This window comes from Halovenus carboxidivorans (genome assembly GCF_009831575.1).
GTDB lineage: Archaea > Halobacteriota > Halobacteria > Halobacteriales > Haloarculaceae > Halovenus > Halovenus carboxidivorans.
In genome coordinates this window covers 300,215-316,596 of sequence record NZ_WUUT01000002.1, presented here as the reverse complement: position 1 = coordinate 316,596, position 16,382 = coordinate 300,215, and the positions used below count along the sequence as shown (strand labels likewise).

Genomic DNA, 16,382 nt, shown 5'->3' with positions numbered 1-16,382 from the left:
TAAGTTAAAAAGTGAGTGAGTTAGAGAGTTACCGTGGTTACCATCCACCCAGCTAATTCCCGTGTTCTGGTCTATATGCTTACTCAGGAACCTCTTCGACGAATTTCGGATGATAAAACTCGATGAGCCGCGCTAACTCAGACGCTGTCTCTTCGACGATTTCATCGGAGTATGGATCTTCCTTTGTCACCTCCATCTCTTCGGCGACGATCGTTGCCTTCGGTGTCTCAGCGACTTGTTCGAACCCATCCAGATCGTCAACGTGGCTAACGATCCCCTCGTAGATCCGCTGTTTCTCCTCGTCACTCCCGCCATGCACACCCAATCGGATTGTGATCGTACCTTCTTCCTCCATCCGTGGAACAAATCCGTAAAGCAGGGGCTGAGGATGGTCAGGATGATTACTTCGACAGCCGAACCGTCTGCTTGATGCGCCGGAGAGATCTTCCGGGCTCTCAGCCTGAAGTGTTGATCCGACCTTGTGATATAGCCGATCACGAACCCTCGTGATGAACTCTGTATAGTCTATCCCGCTGGTTGAGGTACTGCTCGACACGGTGGTCGGCTCTTCGCTCAGCGGGCGGCGGATACCATCCGTCGTCAGCAGTTCGATGCCTTCCTCCTCGTCGCGGTAGGTGCTGTACTCGACAGCTACGACATCGACGCCGTGCTCACGCAGGAAGTCGGCCATATTGAGCGAGACATCCTGGAAGTCGGTGCCGACGACCACGAGCCGTTGTTCGTCGTTGAACTCTCGTTTCGAGAGTGCGTCATCCAGGTCGAAATACTCACGATGGGCTTCTCGGAGCGTCGGCATTTCGCTCGGGTCGGTGTAGCCCTGCTCCTCTCGGAGGAACTCACGGTACTGGTCGTTGAGATACTCGTAGTCCACGTTCCGAATCTCAGAAGCGTATTCGAGTGCTTGGGCGACGATGTCTCGCGGTGCGCGGTCCCGCTTGAGTTCGACGATAACGGTGTCTCCCCGCTCGTCAACACCGAGGATGTCGAAGATCCCGCCTTCACCGGGGCTTCCCTGGCGACCGACGTAGAGGACTTCCACTTCTCCGATCTTGGCTCCATCCGTTCGCACCAGTCGCTGTTCGAGGTTCGCTTCCGTGTCCAGTTCGGATTCGGGTACTCGTTTCATATTGTCACGTTCCACGAGATACACTTCCATGCGCCGCACATCCATCGCGACCCATATCAAATTACTGAACAAGTCTAATTTTTAGACCGGTCTATCAATTTGCTTACATAGGCTATCCCGACCCCTCTGTTACAGTCGAGTGATGGCACTCGTCGATGAACGGAAGATCCAGGTGCTCAAATACATCTACGACAACGAACCGGTCACGGGATATAAGATCGCCACCGATGATGACAACGACATCGAATATACCCAGAGCTACATCTACGATGTACTTGGCGAATTAGCAGATGAAGGGATGATCGAGGTGGCTGAGCGGGAATCCGAGGGCCGGAAACGAGTTCACTACCAGCTCACGGAGAATGGGCGACTCCTTCTCGAAGCACTGGACAAGATCGATTCTTGACTACAGCCGTGCGTGAAGCACCTGGACTATCTTGCCCTCCAACGGGAGAAGGATACCGAGGCTATCTCTGTCTACGTCCGTCTCTTCGTAGCAGGCTTGCACGGCTTTCGATACCCGTTCGTGCATCGCCACTAACTGCTCAGTCTCGACTTCGCGGAGATCACGAGGGATTGCCTCGCCATAGACGTTGGTCACGACCTCGTACTCTCGATCCGTGAGTTCCATGTCTATCCCTCGGGTCGAAGATCGCGCCAGCGGAAGTGATCGCTGTCACCGTTCTCGAACTCTACACTGAAGAGGTACGAATCGCGTTCGTCGCCCGTCGCCTCGCCAGCATCGTCTTCGATCACCTCGACGACCGTCCCGGTTCGTCCGTGGTAGCGGTCGAAGTCAGGATCGTCTCTATCGGGGATGTCAATGCGAACCCGGTCCCCGGCTTCGAAACGTCTCATTATCGGAACAGTCGATGGGCTGGCTTCCTGTTCGTTACGGTCCAGCCCACCGCTCACCCATCTCGCGGGCGTGTTTCTGTAATTCGTCTCGATGGTCTACCTCGGACAGCTTCACCCAGCCCGTCATCTGTTCGAATCCGCACCGGTCGTTGCACTCGTAGAATACTTTCCACCCCGACGATTCTTCCTTCGTCCCGTAGACCAGCGATGATCCGCAGTCGGGACATGTTGCTGTGTCGTGCTTCCTGAAGGTGATCATGGTTCCTCTGGACGGCTCCGGTCTCGAACTCGGACACCAGCGAGGCGATGGCTGAAGAACACGCCGACCAATATCGCTTCGTCGGCTCCCTCAGTACCGAGGTCCACCTCCTCTGGACAGCACCCGAAACAGTAGGTGCGTCTGGGAGTCCATCCACCTTCCTCGTACCAGGTCACGTACATCCCGGCCTTGTCACCGTGCTGAATCCGCTTATTACACCGGTCGCACCATGGGCCACTCGGGACACCGTTGAGTGTATTTGCTGGATCGGGTCGGCTCATTCGTCTTCGCCCTCCAGAATCCGATTGAAGTTGTCCTCGGTAACGTCGATGGCCCGCTCAGCGTACTCCTCTTGGCCGGTGACTCGCCCGATCCACCGCAACACCGGATACCATTTGCGTAGCCACCACCGCATCAGCCGAAAGTACCACTCAAGCATCGCCGATCACCTCGCTTGCGGGGGTTTCGAATCCGTCACGGTAGCAGGGCCAACACGGGAGATCGATGAACTCGTTCAGGTCGTCACAAGCACACTCATCGGGTCGTTCCTTGGGAGGTTCTCCGGTCTGACCCTGGGGGTTTCGACTCATTGAGCCACCTCCTGAAGCCGGTCCATCGCGTCACGGAGTTCCTCGGCGGAGGATTCGAGATCGTGGGCTTTCTCATGGAGTCGCTCGGCACTGGTCTCCAAGTCCCGAGCCGTCGTTGCAAGTTCTTCTTCGAGTTCGTCCGGATCGAGGCGGCCCGTGCGAATGGCCACGGCCCGCTGGTGCTTGCACCGGACATCGCGGTGAGTGGCATCCGGGCAGTCACAGGACCAGTCGCGGGCGTCCACGAGGTACTCCTTGCCGCTGGAACTCACCACGAGGTACAGGTCCTCGGCTCCTTTTGCTCGTCCCATCTCTGGGAGTACCGACATCGGCTCGGTGAGCGCCCGCAACGTCCGGGGTTCCGGTCCAATGTCTTGCTCGGTCGTCTCTGAGGACATTAGGCGTCACCTCCGTTGACACCGGGACCGTAGCCGATCTCGACGCCGTCGTGGCGGATGATTACCTGGCCATGTTGCTGATCGGGATCGATCTCGATGATCTCCGTCTCGTCCGGGAACGCTTGCTCCGCCTCGATGACGGCCTCAAGTGCCGCCTCGAACTGACCGTCTCCGTTCTCCTCCAACCGGTCGATGTCGTCGCGGTCCAGCCGTTCCTCCTCGGTCTCCACGTATGCGAGCTCGAAGCGGTAGTGGCGCTCGGCCTCGCACTCCGCGCCTGTCTCGTAGTACGTCTCGTCTCGCTGGTAGTCGGTGTAGCTGTCCACGACCTCGACGAACCGGCACTGCTCGTGGAAGATGGCCGCCATGTCTTCGAGGACTGGTGACAATCCTTGGACCGGCTCCCACTCGTGGTCGTGATCCGGCAACGAGGGGCCGTAATGCCGGTCAATGTCCGCAGGAGTAACGCCAGGAGGGAGATTTCCGCTCATCGCGTCTTACCCTCCGGGTCGCACGTCTCGGGAAGATCGTCCTCACGGAGGACTTCGACTCCACACTGGACGCACCGAAGGTATCGCTCCAGGTACTCGGTCTGGCCGTCACGTTGTCGGTGCGGGTCCGGGTGCGGTCCCGGACACCACTGGGTCTTGTCGATGACGAGGTGCTCGCCGACCTGTTCTGCGTCGGGGTGTTGTGGTGCCGATGCTCTTTTGCTGTAGCTGTCGCTATCTGGCATTGGGTTCAACCTCCGAGAGAACCCGACAGCGTCCCGGTGCCACTACACCGGGTTTTGCTCTGGAACCGTAGCTCCGAGAGCTGTAGCTATGGGTTCCCTGTATTAGATATTAGGAGGGGGAGAGGGATAATAGTATCTAAGACGGATGATATTACTTTAACCTTCTATGTACTGTGATTATAGTAAAAATTCACACGTCGCTGACAGCAGGTGCGCCGCGGCTTCCGTCCTCATGCCCCCTGCTCTCGCACCCAGCAGAGTGACGAACGCCTGTGTATGTATATTCACGCCCGGAGAGACCGCTTCAGCAACGCTCCCCAAAGTCGAGTTGTGCTCTCGTTTCCACCTCTCGAAACAGTTCATTCCAGTACCCTGTGTCTGTAGTTGGAGACTCACGATCTTATCAGACTCACAGCACCTACTTCCTGACCTTCGACCGTGGTTTCGTGATCTCCATCCAGTCAACGCTTATACCTCGGGCGTTACAACCGTCAGAGAACTGATGGCACCATGAGTACAGTCCCTGATACAACCCGCGTACTACACGTCGATGACGAACCGGATTTCGCGGACATGGCCGCTACCTTCATTGAACGCGAGGACGAGCGGTTCGTCATCGAAACCGCCACCAGTGCTGACGAAGGGCTGGACCGTCTCCGTGACAACGAGTTCGACTGTATCGTCTCTGACTACGACATGCCGGGCCAGAACGGGATCGAGTTCCTCGAAGCCGTCCGGGACGAACATCCGGATCTACCGTTTATTCTCTATACGGGCAAGGGTAGTGAGGAAATTGCCAGTGACGCCATTTCGGCCGGTGTTACGGACTACCTACAGAAGGGAAGTGGAACAAGCCAGTATACGGTGCTCGCAAACCGCATCCGTAATGCGGTCGAACAATACCATACCCAGACCGCTCTCGCCGAGAGGGAACAACGGCTCAATCTGTTTTTTGAGCAGTCTGCTCTCGGAGTCATTGAGTGGAATGACAACTTCGAACTCTGCCGCATGAACGATGCCGCTGAGGACATTCTCGGGTATGAACAACAGACATTGGCTGGAGAATCATGGGAGACTATTGTTCCTGAATCTGACCGACCGGCGGTACGTGACGTTGTCTCTGATCTGCTCGAAAACGCGGGCGGCTATCACAGTATCAACGAGAATGTTAGAGAAGATGGCGAACGAATCGTCTGTGAATGGCACAACCGAGTCATCACCGACGACGATGGCGAGGTCCTCGCCGTCTTCTCACAGTTTCAGGATATTACTGACCAACAGCGACTCAAACAGAAACGCGAGGAAATCATCGAGCGGGTGACCGATGCAATCGTCGAGGTCGATGCTGATTGGCGGTTCACGCTCGTCAACGAGCAAGCTGAAGATCTCTACGACATGACTGAGGATGACCTCCTCGGTCGGGACTTCTGGGACGTGTTCGAGGAAGCGAAAGGGACCCGCTTCGAGGAGAAGTACCGAGAGGTCATGGAAACCAGAGAGCCGACATCGTTCGTCGAGTACTTCTCCCAACTGGATGGCTGGTTCGACATTGAAGTCTATCCGAAAGACGATGGGGGGATCGCGTTTTATTTCGTCGAAGTCACGGAACAACGCGAACGACAGGACGAACTCGAAGCGGAGCAGAGGTTCATTTCCCAGGCACTCGATACGTTGGATGATGTCTTCTATGTAGTCAACCCGGACGGTGATCTCCAGCGGTGGAACGAGCGTGTGGAGGAAGTCACGGGATATTCGGAGACAGAGATTGAGGCGATGAACGCACTCGATTTCTTCCCCGAAGACGAACGCGAACGGATTACGGCCTCTATTGAAACAACTGTCGAGACTGGAACGGACCAGGTTGAGGCCGAGCTTCGCACAGCCGACGGGACCCGGATTCCCTACCAGTTCCGTAGCCGACGGTTAACGGATTCCGAGGGAGAACTCATCGGGATTGCCGGGATCGGCCGCGACCTCACCGAGTTGAGAGCCCGAGAGCAGGAGCTTCGCGAGACGAAACGACGACTCGATCTCGTGCTTGAGGGGACAGAAACGGGGATCTGGGAGTGGAAAATAGGCACTAACGAAGTCGAGTGGAACGAAACGCTGGAACGAGCGTTTGGACTTGAGCCCGGGTCATTTGAAGGCACATACGAAGCCTTCGCCAAACGCGTCCATCCGGATGACATCCCCCAGGTCGAAGCGGCAATTGACCGAGCCATCGAAACCGACGAACCCTATCATGCGGAGTTCAGAATGATCAACGACGAGGGGGAGACAGTTTGGGCGGAGGCCCGGGGGCTCATTATCGAGGAGGAAGACGAGCCTGACCGGATAGTTGGTCTCTTCCGGGACATCACCGAGCGCAGAGAGCGTGAATCCCGTCTCAACGGCCTCAACCAGACGATGCACAACCTGATTGCCGCTGATACGCGTAAGCAAATCAGCGAGATCGGCGTCGAAGCGGCGCGTGACGTGCTGAGACTGGAGGCGAACGCGATTCACCTGTACGACGACCAGGAGGCGCTCGTCCCGGACGCGGCAACGGACGCTACCCGCGATCTCATCGGCGAGATTCCGACGTTTACCGAGGGTGACAGTATCGCGTGGCGTGTCTACGAGCAGGGAGAGACGCTCGCGATTGACGATGTCCACGACGATCCTGATCGCTACAATCCGGAGTCACCAGTCAGAAGCGAACTCTTGGTTCCGCTTGGCGAGCATGGTATCCTGCTGGCTGGCTCGGAGACGCCCGCCGCCTTTGATCAGCAAGATGTCGTGTTTGCCGAGATTCTGGCTGATGCCATCACTGCGGCACTGGAACAAGTCGAGCGGACAGGCCAGCTTCGCGCCCGCGAGCAGGAACTTGAAGAGGCCAACACGCTCCTTTCGACGCTGTTCGAGACACTTCCCGTTGGTGTCCTTGCTGAAGACGCCTCGCGGAACGTCCTCGCAGTGAACGACCGGCTGTTCGAGTTGTTCGAGATACCCGGTGCCCCAGACGAGGTGATTGGCGCGGATTGTGAACAAATGGCCGAGCAGGTCAGTGACATGTTCACCGATTCTGAGGACTTCGTTGCACGGATCAACGAGCTTGTAGTGAAGCGAGAGTCAACCGACAATGAGGAACTCGCACTCACAGATGGTCGGACGTTCGAACGGAGTTACCGACCGATTGAACTCCCTGGTGGAGAGGGGCACCTGTGGATCTATCGGGACATCACCGAGCGCAAAGAACAGGAACAGGAACGCGCGGCGACAATAGAATTTCTCCAGAGTCTCTACGATGTCGCAACCGATCAGGAGCTGACCACGGACGAGAAAATCACGCGGGTTCTGGAACTCGGGCCAGAAAAACTCGACCTCCCCTATGGGCACCTGACTCGCATCGAACGTCCCGGAGGCGGACAGGAGCACGGAACGCAGACGATCATCGAAGCAAGCGGTGATCACGAGCTATTACAGCCGGGCGATTCGTGCCCGCTCTCGCAGTCGTACTGTCGCAAAACGATTGACCAGGACGGATTGCTGGAGATTCAGGACGCACCCGCGGCGGGCTGGGCTGACGATCCAGCCTATGGGATATTCGATCTGGGATGTTACATCGGCACCAAGATCACAGTCAACGACGAACTCTACGGGACGGTCTTTTTGGCCGCGGACAGCTCACGTGATGAACCATTCACGGACGCTGAGCGAACGTTCGTGCGGCTCATGAGTCAGTTGGTGAGTTACGAACTCGAACGTAAACAGGCAACGAGCGATCTGGAACGTCAGAACGAACGGCTCGAAGAGTTCGCCAGTATCGTTTCTCACGATCTCCGGAATCCGCTGAACGTTGCCGAAGGGCGATTGGAACTGGCCCGCGAGGAGTGCGACAGCGAGCATCTCGACGCCGTCGGTCGTGCTCACGAGCGAATGAACACCCTGATTGATGATCTCCTCACACTTGCCCGTGAAGGGGATCAGGTGGGTGACCTGGAGCCGGTTAATCTGGGGTTCCTCACAAAGAATTGCTGGCAAAACGTGGCGACTGACCACGCGACACTCATGATTGAGACTGATCGGCGGATTCAGGCCGACCAGAGTCGTCTCGGGCAACTCCTTGAGAACCTCATGCGGAACGCGGTCGAACACGGTGGCAAGGACGTGACTGTAACCGTCGGAGAGTTGGACAACGGCTTCTACGTCGAAGACGACGGCCCTGGCATCCCCGAAGACGAACGGGACGACGTGTTCGAGGCGGGCTACTCGACCTCGGAGGACGGAACCGGTTTTGGGCTGAGCATCGTGAAACAGGTTGCACAAGCGCACGGGTGGGACGTTCGCGTGACCGACGGCTCTGAAGGCGGCGCACGATTCGAGATCACCGGCGTCGAGTTCACCGACGAATAGCCGTTCCAAGCGGGGTTCCGTCGTGCCAGAGTGGCTTACGAACGGAAGAATAGGCCGAACTCGCACCCGACCCTGCTGTCAGCGACGGCGGCCCCGCACACGTCAGCCGAGCACTCCGCTACCCGAGCAGACGGTCCTGACAGCAGGTGCGCGGTGGTTCCGTATTCAGATCTCTGGCACATGGAGACCGTCCTCCCCCACAGAGCGGTTTGAACCAAATAGACGTTATTAGAATTTTTAATAACGGATGTTTGACTCACTCATTATCGGTTGACAAAATCGAGAGCTTCGGTGAGCCAGTCGGCTGATTCGGCTTCCTCGGGAACGACTGCGCGTAACTGCTGGCGCTCTTTGAGTGAAAGGTCAGTCGATCTGTCGAGGACGGTCTGGATGCGAGTGACGCGAGTTCGTGGAAGAGTGTAGACGTAGGATCGACCTGGTCTTGATTGCTCAGCAAGACCGATCGCTTCGAGGTCGTTCATCCCGTTTCGGATCGATTGCTCCGACACCGCTTCGATTCGCTCACAGTACAGAGTATACAGGTCACTGATTGTTGTCTTGATCTCCTCCTCGTCGATGTGCCAGAGCTCGCTCAGCGGTTCCGATTGAGGAGGAGAGTCATATAGATCCGAGACGAGATCCAGAATCTCCCGTGCCTTGGGCCTGAGGATCGTAATCGGCTCCTCTCGTCGCCATCTGAGAAGTTGTTCCATCGTAGTCAGTGTCGTAATCGGCACGTCAATCGGGACGTTGGTTAGGAGATAGATGTCCTTCGGGTCATCCGCGAGGACTGGTCGAATCCGATGGAGCATCTGGTGAATCTCACGCTCACGTTTATCTTCAAGTAGCTCGCCGAGAAGCCCCCACCGAGGCTTAATCTCTACCTGATAGCCGTTGCCTTCACCGTCATCGTAGAGGTAGCGACGATGGGTCGGGATCATCTTATCGATGACTTGTTCGTCCGTATCGTGGACAACCTTACCGAGGTCGATGTCTTTGCCGACGGTCAGCATTTCCGCGAGTCGAGAGAGTGCTTGTGGGTTCGGATACGGTGCTCCGATAACGATTAGTGCCTTGGCATTTTTTCGGTCGAGACCACGGCCTGTGTAGAAGTCGATCCACTCGGCATTAGACGGAATCTGGAAGAATCCCTCCTCTCGGGCTCGCTGGTGACCGACCAAAATAACATCTGGACCATCCTCGTTCGCGCCTTCGTGCTCCTCGCACTCCCGGTCGATAAACTCCTGGATTCGTTGCCGTCTTCGCTTTCCTCGCCCAGCAGTATCTGTCTGACAGATCGTTCCTCGGTGATACTGTCCATCGACGATCTGCGTGATGTTTGCGTTCGACTCGATCCGCTCGGTCCCTTCTTGATGGACATCCTTGACATCGAAGAGGTGCTTGTACATCGCCACAGTTGGCGTTGCGTCCAAGAGCAACGTGTTCTCAGGCGGAGGAAGTTCGTCGGGTCGGCGGAGTTGCCTGAACTGAAGATACGAGCGCGTACCAGATGAGTCCGTATCGGGATGCTGAAGCCACGCGGTAGCTCGGGCTTGATCCGTATCCGAGGTTATGAGGGGATCTTGATTCTCGTCCCATCCACACTCGGCACATCGATGCTCCGGTCCGGAAAGGTCTATGTCGGACCGCTCTGAGTCGGGTGGTGATCTATCCGGACGCGTAATGGCTGATTCACCGCATCGGGGACAGTCGGTGAGCCCACGAAAACTGGCAATCGCTCGTCGAGCCGCTGATTTCGTCACGCCACCATCAACTTCGCCTGCGGCCATCAGCAGAAAATCAAGCGACGTTGGAACGTGACCCCAGTTTTTGTTGTTTCGGTTCCCGAACACGTCTTTGAGGTAGCCCCGTTTTGCCCATGCGAGTGCTTCCGCGACTTGCCGGTCATGATTAAATGACTCATGTCTCCTCGCAATCGGTGGGATCTCGAAGGAGACCGGAGACAGATCCCCCAACGATCCGCCTCGCTGTACGAACGTGTTTTCGATCTCTGTGGCGAGCTGATAGAGTGCTTCGTATACCGGACTGAGGGGGGACTGTGTGTCTTTCGCCAGACTGTTCAATATCTCGCTCACTTCCTCCAGGTGTGACGGTCTGACTTGTCGTTCGATACTCGGCTCGTTCTGGAGATCATCGATGATGTGGCACTCGAACTCGTCAAGCAGTCCCAAGCCGAGATACGCATGGACTGTGACAACGTGGGAGAGACGATCAAGCTCGTCGAACTGTTCTAACCATTTGCACTTCCCAACGAGTTCTTCATCGGTCTGCGATTTCTCGACCGCATCACCATGCCAGTCCTTCTCAAACAAATTCAGTTCCCGGTGAGCTTGTATCCCGCCGACTTCTCGTTCCAACCGCTCGTATTCACGGCGAATTTCGTGCTCCTCGGGGAAATCATATATCGGACACATCGCTTCAGGCTCGTCATGTTCTGAACACTGGCTCTCATTCACCTTCGCCCGCATACAGCACTTGTGTCGTGGTTGTCCCGCGCCTTTGAGATGATAGTAGTCACTCGGGATCTCGTCTTCATCGAGAAATTCCTGACAGTTCCGATGAGTCGGGAGATAGAACACGACCGAGTGGTCAGAGTTAGACGCCGCTTTGGCGGCTGAGGTTGTTTTCCCCGTGCCGGGGTCGTCTTCCCAAATCTCCAGGTCATTGCGATCAAGCCAGTCGTCGAAGCGGGATTCGAGCTCCTCCCATTTTGTAGCAGGATCGAGTGGCGTTACTGTCCACCCCGGAGCAGGGCATGACGCGACGGGGTGTTTGTGTTCGATAATAGGAGCCAGGCGGGGGCCGGGGAAGCCACGCATCGCCTGGACTTCAAAAATCGCGCCAGAGAACCCTTCTAATATGGTTTCTTCGCCAATACCGGCTGACTGTGCCAGTTCTTTTCCGAGAGCGTGGATCTGTTGACGATCGAATCCAGTATCTGGATCGAAGAACTCTGGATCACATTCTCTGGTTGCTACCATCTCGTCGCCTTTGTAGAGTGACAGCACACAATCGGCATCATTCTTCGCCGAAACGACGAGTGAAAGATCTCCGGCAATCTCGCACTCGTATGGATATTTCTTGAAACTCTGAACAGTCATCGTAGATAGATTTAATCAGCACAGGCTGGGAACGGAGCAACCGTGGTTCGAGGCGAAACCTCAAAGACCATCCGGACCCAAAAATTGAGTACGGACGGCCTGGCCCATCGGCCTCCGAACGCCGAGCACCCTCCCTTATGCTCGGCGGCTTCCAGCCTACCGATCAGTTGTTACTGTTCACCTCCTCGATGAGCCACGAGACAGTCGCATCGTAGTGCGGGAGTGACTGTTCCTCTTTTACCGCTTGGAGGGCATCCCGTGTGGATTCGTTTAGGCTCACGGTAGTATCCATATCTGTACGAAGGGGACGGACTATTAATACCAGTTTTCACGCTCAGGTCGGCTCGGCGCAGTGATCTGGAAGTGAGAGAGCAAACGGCCCGTCCGACCCATGTAATTATCGATTCCTCAGACTCTACCCCTCTCACGCCTTTCGATTTGTTATCCTGTTTCGACTGTATGAGTCATCGGGACGACCGACCGTACAAAATGGAGTGTGTATAGAAGTGGCTCCAACGCGACAGCGGGCCGCAACCATCCTTTAGTGGGGCGGATTTCGAGGGGGGTCAACCCCGTAGCTATTCAGTGCCTTGGGAAGCCAACCTCCCGCGAGTGCTCCCACGGCTCGTCGTCTGGAACGGGTTCAATCGAGTGTTCTACCTGTTCATCCGAAACGTTCTTTCCGAGTTCGTGTTCCAAGAGCAGTCGCTTGTACCGAGTCTCCAGGTTGGAGGGGTCGCTCGTCCTTGCCGCCTCGATCAGGTAGTGTGCCGTCCCTCGGCCCGCGCGTGAGCCGCGAGCCGTATGTTGGTCCGCTACGACGTACTCGATCTCATCCAGCTTGTCGTCTATTGGGAAGCTATGTTCGGGTACGTCACCGTTCTCGATAGCCTCCAGCCGGTCTTCCGCGAGGGCGATCCACCAGTTCTTCATCGGGAGTAGCTCCCTCGACGACTCGGCTTCCGCCATCAGCGAGGCGATTCGCATCCCTGCTGAGATCCGCATCCCTTCGTTGTCCTCGAACACGCCGTTCATCATATCCTGGAGGCGCTTGATCGCTGGTAGGAGGTGCGCCTCTGCTGGCCGCAGACGTAGATCCTCAAGCAGGATGGTGGACACTCTTGAGTGGAAGAATCCGTCCATCCCGCTTCGAAGGAGCTCAAACGCTGAGAAGGCCGCAAGCTCCCGGTCACCTCGCCGGATCGCTTTCTGGAGGGTAGACCCTACCAGGTACATGTTCAGTGACCCCTTCGTCTCGTACTGGTCTGTCGGTGCTCCTGTGTCTGTCCGATTCGTATCGTTTCCCATCGTTCGCTGGTTTCGTCAGGGCTGTTCTGTAGGCGATACCTGTGGCTCACGGTGTGCTATGTTCCCCGATTTTGTGAGTTATGTTAGCACGGGAAATAGTATAAGAACTTTGATAACAACCAAGGAGACTGCTACGTCATTCAGACAGGTCCAGCCCTTCATGGACGATGGTTTCGTAGTCTTCACCGTTGATCATGCCGAGTATCAGTTCGGCGTGGCGCTTCAAGACGCCCTTCCCGTGGGGTGTCAACTGGTACGAGTGGACGACCTTTCCGCCGGGACCGATGTCTCGCCGGGTGAGGAGGTTGTGCTCAACGTGCCAGTCGAGAGCGTCGTACACGCGCTGACGATAGATCTCCTCGTCCTCGTAGATCCGGTTGAGTTCTCGGTAGACCATTCGGCCGTTCACACGATCTCCCTGTTTCGTGGCCAGATTCTGAACAACCAACAGCGTGTGTAAGCGGAAGATCGTCCGCATCCCGTCCATCCACTCCGCATGATCCTCTGGATGGATGAGTAGGCTGTCTGTGATGACTGTCGGGTTGTCCGTTCGCTCATCGCTCTCGAATACACTCATACTGGCGTATACGGCCTGGAGAACCATGTATTCGAGGAGCTTTCCGAGGAGCAGAACTTTCGGGAGTGTTGAAACGAGAGCTTCGTGGACAAAGGTAGCGTGGCTGGGGAGTCATCTCTGCGCCGCACCGGGTGCTGTCAGTCCCGTTGTTTAGGAGACAAGAAAAATGAGAAAAGCGAAGGAACTGCTCTTATCCCATCCGGTCGAGTGCGTCTCGTCGATCCTCTACTGGAACTTGGTCATACTTCATAGTCGTCATCGGATTACGATGGCGGAGTTGTGCTTTTGCCGCCGCTAATCCACGTTCTTTTGCCATATACGTCCCGACACTGTGACGGATGGTGTACCAACTCATCTTCCGGTTCGCAGTTTCTATTCCTGCTTCGTCGCACAGGCGGTGAAGTAATCGACGTAGGCTCTTGGACCCGTAGCGATTACCCCGAGCAGTGAGCCAGAGAGCATCCGTATCTTCGTATCTCTCGTATCGTTCGCGTTCATCCAGCCAGCGTTCAATATAGGCCGTGGTTTCGTCTTTCAGGCTGACTGTCCAGTTTCCGACGTTCTTCGATGAGTCCTCTTTCGGAATACGTAGAACACCATTCTGTAGATCGACCCACTGGGTAGATGCCTTTCGAACTTCAGCGGGCCGGAGACCAGCATCAAGGCTCACGCTCACAAGCGATGGCTCTTTCCAACCTTCGACCACCTCCCAATCGCTATCATCAATCGCGTCTCTCGGTTTGTTCAGCAAGTGACCGAGATGTGTTAGCCAACCCTCGCGTTCCTCACCTTGCACGTTCCCTGGAGACGGAACTTCGCCGATAGTGAGGACCGCCTGTCTGATCTTTTGGCGTTCTTCTCTGCTCAGGAAGTCTTGGGGCTGGTGATTCCCACCGGAGCTATCGAACTTGTAGTCGTACTCCCATTCGTCGTAGCCCTTCTCATGCTGGAGCCACTTGTTGTAGCGCATAGCCCCTTCCTGGAGCTTCCCTTTCGCTGTTTCCGATTGATCGTATTCGTAGGCGAGCCACTCGACAAACGCCTGGGCTTCCTCCTCGGAAGGGGGCATCGAGTACCCGCCACAATGCTCCCAGCGCCACTTATCGAAACGCGCGGTTCGATAGGCGCTACCGTACACTGTGTACTCTGAGTAGCCGGTAGCACTCTCTGGGTCCTTCCCAACGTTCCACAGCCATGACAGGAATTGGACTCTGTGTTGTCTATAGTTGATGAGTTGCTTGTCGTTAAGCCAGCCTTCATGCGATTTCGGAATTACCACTATACCACGATCAAGGTCGATCTCCGCACCCTCCATCTCTGGACAGCGCGAGAGTGTCAGGGGTAACTCATGTTCCATTTCTTACCAGCCGAGGTGAAAACAGGCCGAAGGGCGTCTGAAACACCCGATCTGAGTGCGCGGGACCGGATTTGAACCGGCGGACCCCTACGGGACAGCGTCCTAAGCGCTGCACCTTTGGCCTGGCTCGGTTACCCGCGCGCATGCTCTCATTCTGACCCCCGCCAAATGAACGTGTCGCTTGCCGGCGAGTATTTATATCTCCCCGTACCCAACAGACCGGGTGTGTACCGCGCCAGCGACGAACTCGATAACGCGGAGTGGCTGGATGCCCTCGAAACCGCCGCTGACAGCCTCGACCTCGGCACTGACGCCCGGACGCAGGCCCGCGATGTCTTCCTCTCGACGGTGCCGGAGTCGGAACGCTCGAAACGGGCGCGGGTCGCCTCGTCGCTGTACGTCGGCGCGCTCATCGCCGGCGAGCAACGCTCACAGACCGCCGTCGCCGAGGCTGTCGGCGTCTCACGACTGGCAGTCCAGCAACACTGGAAAGACCAGCTAGAGGCGACGGGGCTGGAACCGCCGGGCTGGTGACTACCGGAGGTCGGCGCTCGTTCGCCCGTCCCGTTCCGGCGTCAGATTCCCGTGTTCGTCGATTTCGCCGTTGACGATCCGCGTCGAGGAGATAATCTCGCCGTCCTCGGCGTAGACGTGATCGACCACTTCGAGTTCCAGCGGGTCGTGACCCCGGTCGCGTCGGATCTCGTTGATCCGCTTGCCCCCGGTTTTCGTCTCGGGCGAGACGACGAGCACGTCGAACTGCGGTTCGGTCGCGATGCCCGTCGGCTCCGTGAGCTTCCGGACGGTGTACTCGCGGCCGTACTCCGCGGCGAACTCGCGCAGTTCCGCTTCGAGAGCGCGCCTGCGGCGGTCGAACGACCGGATCGGCCGGTCCTCGTGACGGGTCCGCGGCGCGAGGTCGTCACTGGTGAGTCCGACCGTCACACTACCGAGTTCGAACGCACGGTGGAACAGCGCGCGATGCCCGTCGTGCACCGGATCGAACGTCCCACCGAGTGCGACGTTCATATCTCCTGGCACGGTAGCTCGACGTTTAGTGGCTTCGGATTCTACGTCTCGGCTCCGTCGTCTTCCGCATCGTCACCTTCCTCGGTGACGGTGATCCGTATCGGTTCGTCGTCGGTACCGTCGCCGTCGAGATACTGGTCGAGGTTGAACACCGCGTTCATGTGCTCCTGTACGTCGTCGACGATGCCGCCGATCAGATCACTCGGCGGGACCGCGCTGTACTCGTAGGGGTTGTTTCCGGCTCCGTCGCTCTCTCGTTTCGAGCGCTGGACGGTGTCGTCCTCGTGGAGCGCCGCCAACGCCTCCCGTACCGTACTCGGGTACAGTCCGGTTCCCTCGGCGATTTCGTCGCTCGTGCTGTTTGGGTGCTGTCGGAGGTGAATGTAGATGCGTGCGCGTGTCTCAGTTTCGAGAATCCAGGAGAGCAAGTCAACGACGCCCTCGTCGAACTGCTCGATTGCCCGATCCGCTTCCGCTTCGAGCTTTTCGCGCATGTCTCCGGAGCCGTCCTGCCTCGCTCCGTCGGCGTCGTGATCGTCATCTGGTGTGTCGTCGGCAGACATTCCTCGTAGGAGGAACGCGATTCCCTAATAAAAATCCTCGCCT

Annotated in this window: 17 protein-coding genes and 1 tRNA gene; 3 read left to right on the top strand and 15 right to left on the bottom strand. The window is 56.9% G+C overall.

Annotated elements, in window-relative coordinates; genetic code table 11:
* Positions 1–79: 79 nt before the first annotated feature.
* Positions 80–1,177, bottom strand: a complete 1,098-nt coding sequence (locus tag GRX03_RS07080; protein WP_159763498.1) for an endonuclease NucS domain-containing protein — start codon at positions 1,175–1,177, stop codon at positions 80–82.
* Positions 1,178–1,289: 112 nt separating this feature from the next.
* On the opposite strand from GRX03_RS07080, the gene GRX03_RS07075 reads away from it, so the two are divergent.
* Positions 1,290–1,553 carry a helix-turn-helix transcriptional regulator gene (locus GRX03_RS07075; RefSeq protein ID WP_159763497.1) on the top strand — a complete coding sequence of 88 codons (264 nt, stop codon included), beginning with the start codon at positions 1,290–1,292 and terminating at the stop codon, positions 1,551–1,553.
* On the opposite strand, the gene GRX03_RS07070 is transcribed toward GRX03_RS07075, so the two are convergent.
* The 7 genes from GRX03_RS07070 to GRX03_RS07045 all read right to left on the bottom strand — a co-directional run bounded on the left by GRX03_RS07070 (position 1,554) and on the right by GRX03_RS07045 (position 3,988).
* Entirely contained in the window at positions 1,554–1,778 is a 225-nt protein-coding gene (locus GRX03_RS07070; protein WP_159763496.1) for a hypothetical protein, read from the bottom strand.
* 2 nt (positions 1,779–1,780) lie between these two features.
* Positions 1,781–2,005, bottom strand: coding sequence for a hypothetical protein (locus tag GRX03_RS07065; protein WP_159763495.1), 225 nt, complete (start codon positions 2,003–2,005; stop codon positions 1,781–1,783).
* Between the two features lie 34 nt (positions 2,006–2,039).
* Positions 2,040–2,264, bottom strand: coding sequence for a hypothetical protein (locus tag GRX03_RS16735; protein ID WP_233739863.1), 225 nt, complete (start codon positions 2,262–2,264; stop codon positions 2,040–2,042).
* A gap of 277 nt (positions 2,265–2,541) precedes the next feature.
* Positions 2,542–2,703 carry a hypothetical protein gene (locus tag GRX03_RS07060; protein WP_159763494.1) on the bottom strand — a complete coding sequence of 54 codons (162 nt, stop codon included), beginning with the start codon at positions 2,701–2,703 and terminating at the stop codon, positions 2,542–2,544.
* A gap of 147 nt (positions 2,704–2,850) precedes the next feature.
* Entirely contained in the window at positions 2,851–3,252 is a 402-nt protein-coding gene (locus tag GRX03_RS07055; RefSeq protein ID WP_159763493.1) for an SWIM zinc finger family protein, read from the bottom strand.
* On the bottom strand, positions 3,252–3,743 hold the full coding sequence (locus tag GRX03_RS07050) for a hypothetical protein (RefSeq protein ID WP_159763492.1): 492 nt from the start codon (positions 3,741–3,743) through the stop codon (positions 3,252–3,254). Before GRX03_RS07050 ends, GRX03_RS07055 begins: the two co-directional genes overlap by 1 nt.
* The gene (locus GRX03_RS07045; protein WP_159763491.1) at positions 3,740–3,988 is read right to left on the bottom strand and encodes a hypothetical protein; all 249 of its coding nucleotides are present in this window, start codon (positions 3,986–3,988) and stop codon (positions 3,740–3,742) included. The genes GRX03_RS07050 and GRX03_RS07045 overlap by 4 nt, the downstream gene beginning before the upstream one ends.
* Positions 3,989–4,498: 510 nt before the next feature.
* Here GRX03_RS07045 and GRX03_RS16530 point away from each other — a divergent pair.
* The gene (locus tag GRX03_RS16530; RefSeq protein WP_201289195.1) at positions 4,499–8,383 is read left to right on the top strand and encodes a PAS domain S-box protein; all 3,885 of its coding nucleotides are present in this window, start codon (positions 4,499–4,501) and stop codon (positions 8,381–8,383) included.
* 263 nt (positions 8,384–8,646) lie between these two features.
* Here GRX03_RS16530 and GRX03_RS07015 read toward each other — a convergent pair whose 3' ends face one another.
* The 5 genes from GRX03_RS07015 to GRX03_RS06995 all read right to left on the bottom strand — a co-directional run bounded on the left by GRX03_RS07015 (position 8,647) and on the right by GRX03_RS06995 (position 14,888).
* A complete protein-coding gene (locus tag GRX03_RS07015) occupies positions 8,647–11,505 on the bottom strand; it encodes a hypothetical protein (protein WP_159763490.1) in 2,859 nt (952 codons plus the stop codon).
* A 582-nt stretch (positions 11,506–12,087) separates the two neighbouring features.
* Positions 12,088–12,813 (bottom strand): hypothetical protein, encoded by a 726-nt coding sequence (locus tag GRX03_RS07010; RefSeq protein ID WP_159763489.1) that lies wholly within the window; start codon positions 12,811–12,813, stop codon positions 12,088–12,090.
* Positions 12,814–12,949: 136 nt separating this feature from the next.
* Entirely contained in the window at positions 12,950–13,417 is a 468-nt protein-coding gene (locus tag GRX03_RS07005) for a hypothetical protein (RefSeq protein WP_159763488.1), read from the bottom strand.
* A 163-nt stretch (positions 13,418–13,580) separates the two neighbouring features.
* Positions 13,581–14,705, bottom strand: a complete 1,125-nt coding sequence (locus tag GRX03_RS07000; RefSeq protein ID WP_233739861.1) for a tyrosine-type recombinase/integrase — start codon at positions 14,703–14,705, stop codon at positions 13,581–13,583.
* Positions 14,706–14,803: 98 nt separating this feature from the next.
* Positions 14,804–14,888 (bottom strand) — tRNA-Leu (locus GRX03_RS06995).
* 84 nt (positions 14,889–14,972) lie between these two features.
* On the opposite strand from GRX03_RS06995, the gene GRX03_RS06990 reads away from it, so the two are divergent.
* A complete protein-coding gene (locus tag GRX03_RS06990) occupies positions 14,973–15,281 on the top strand; it encodes a transcription initiation factor IIB family protein (protein WP_368278141.1) in 309 nt (102 codons plus the stop codon).
* Here GRX03_RS06990 and GRX03_RS06985 read toward each other — a convergent pair whose 3' ends face one another.
* On the bottom strand, positions 15,282–15,776 hold the full coding sequence (locus tag GRX03_RS06985) for a phosphopantetheine adenylyltransferase (protein ID WP_159763485.1): 495 nt from the start codon (positions 15,774–15,776) through the stop codon (positions 15,282–15,284).
* A gap of 41 nt (positions 15,777–15,817) precedes the next feature.
* On the bottom strand, positions 15,818–16,339 hold the full coding sequence (locus tag GRX03_RS06980; RefSeq protein WP_159763484.1) for a helix-turn-helix domain-containing protein: 522 nt from the start codon (positions 16,337–16,339) through the stop codon (positions 15,818–15,820).
* Positions 16,340–16,382 lie beyond the last annotated feature (43 nt).